Annotated in this window: 2 protein-coding genes; one reads left to right on the forward strand and one right to left on the reverse strand. The window is 63.0% G+C overall.

The genetic code is table 11. The features are described 5' to 3' along the window. Nucleotides 1-58 precede the first annotated feature (58 nt). The gene (locus ACW9HW_RS29935; protein WP_095192562.1) at nt 59-850 is read right to left on the reverse strand and encodes an SDR family NAD(P)-dependent oxidoreductase; all 792 of its coding nucleotides are present in this window, start codon (nt 848-850) and stop codon (nt 59-61) included. Nucleotides 851-974: 124 nt separating this feature from the next. Between ACW9HW_RS29935 and ACW9HW_RS29940 the strand changes: the two genes are divergently transcribed. After that, nucleotides 975-1925: a GlxA family transcriptional regulator gene (locus tag ACW9HW_RS29940; RefSeq protein ID WP_457402937.1), complete on the forward strand. Its 951-nt coding sequence runs from the start codon at nt 975-977 to the stop codon at nt 1923-1925. Nucleotides 1926-1976: the final 51 nt, after the last annotated feature.

Consider the following 1976-nt stretch of genomic DNA (forward strand, 5'->3'; position numbering starts at 1 on the left):
CGCTGATCCTTGTGGGAGCGAGCCTGCTCGCGAAGGCGTCCTCATAGACACAATGGATTCAACGATAACGCGCAGCCGCCGTGGAGTTGCCGAACAACCCGGACAGCACCTGGCGTTGTGCCTCGTATTGATCCCACTGCGTACCATCATGCAGGCCCGGAATGGTCACCACCTCGCCACTGGCCAAGCCCACCAGCGCGGCGTCGACCATATCGTCGGCAGACATCACGATTTCCTGCGGCAGGTTTTCCACCGGATTACCGGCCTCGCTCCAGAAATCAGTGGCGGTGGCGCCCGGCAGCACGGCCTGGATGCGCACGCCTTTATCGGCCAGTTCGTGGTGCATCGACTGGCTCAAGGCCAGAACGAATGCCTTGGTCCCGCCGTACACGCCGTTGAGGATTTCCGGGGCGATGGCGACAATCGAGGCAATGTTGATCACAGTCCCGCTGCCACGGGCGACGAAACCCGGTGCCACGGCGTAGGCCAGGCGCGTCAGCGCGGTGATGTTGAGGGTGATCATGTCTTCCATGTCATCGACAGGGCTGCCCAGCAGCGGCATGACCGCGCCAACCCCGGCGTTGTTGACCAGCAGGGTGATACTGGCATCGCTGCGCAGGATCTGTTCGACCCGCAGCAAATCAGTTTTGTCTTTCAAGTCGGCGACAACCACTTCCACGTTGCGTCCGGTTTCGTCGCTCAAGCGGTTGGCCAGGGCATTGAGTTTCGCCTGGCTGCGCGCCACCAGAATCAGGTCGTAGCCCTGGCGGGCGAGTCGATCGGCATACACCGCGCCGATGCCTGACGAGGCGCCAGTGATCAGTGCAGTACCTTGGGTTGAGAGAGCCATGTTCAATGTCCTTCACGGTGAGGCGAAATATTCGCCGGGTGTGAACTGTTATAAATAAGCTCGTGCGTGTCGCAAATGACGTTTAAAGTACGCTTTTCGGACATGACCGTTTGAGGGCATCGCGATGATCAGCGTGGCGTTTGTGGTTTTCGAGGGCTTCCAGTCCATGGCGCTGGCGGCCATGCCGGTGTTCGAATACGCCAATTTCAGCGCCGGCGAAGCTCTGTATGACGTGCGCGTGCTGTCCGAGGAGGGTCGCACCCTGCGCGCCTCCGGCGGGTTGACGGTCGGCACCGAAGCATTCGATGAGCGGCTGATCGATACGGTGATCGTGGTCGGCGGCGATGCGATCCTCGAACAGGCGCCCGAAGCGGTACTCGATTACCTGCGCGCCAGCGCCCAGACCGCACGGCGCACGGCATCGATCTGTTCCGGCGCCTTCGTCATGGCCCAGGCCGGTTTGCTCGACGGTCGGCGCGCCACCACGCACTGGGCCTATGCGCGGCAACTGCAGGAACGTTTTCCGTCGATCAAGGTGGAAGCCGATCGTATCTACGTGATCGACGGTTCGATCTGGACGTCCGCCGGGATGACCGCCGGCATCGACCTGGCGCTGGCCATGGTGGAAAAAGACCACGGCGCCGAACTGACCCGCTCGGTGGCGCAGAAACTGGTGATGTACCACCGCCGTGCCGGTGGCCAGTCGCAACACTCGGCGCTGCTAGAACTGGCGCCGAAATCCGACCGCATCCAGACTGTGCTCGGCTATGCCCGGGAACACCTGGCCCAGACACTGTCGGTGGAGCAACTGGCGGACGTGGCGCGCCTCAGCCCGCGCCAGTTCAGCCGTGCCTTCCGCGCCGAAACCGGGCAATCGCCGGCCAAGGCCATCGAAAACCTGCGTCTGGAGTCTGCGCGACAGATGCTGGAACGCGGGCGCCTGACCCTCGACCAGATCGCCCTGGAAACCGGCTTCAGCGACCGCCGCCGCATGCGCGAAGCCTTCCTGCGGGCATTCGGGCAACCGCCGCAGGTGATTCGGCGTAATGCCCGCTCGATCCCGGGGATTGACTGAAACATGCATAACCACTGTGGGAGCGAGCCTGCTCGCGAAGGCGGCGTGACT

The sequence above is a fragment of the Pseudomonas sp. SDO5532_S415 genome (genome assembly GCF_054071155.1).

Coding starts and splice junctions, on each gene's coding strand:
- ACW9HW_RS29935 (WP_095192562.1), bottom strand. CDS start 850: ATGGCTCTCTCAACCCAAGGTACTGCACTGATCACTGGCGCCTCGTCA.
- ACW9HW_RS29940 (WP_457402937.1), top strand. CDS start 975: ATGATCAGCGTGGCGTTTGTGGTTTTCGAGGGCTTCCAGTCCATGGCG.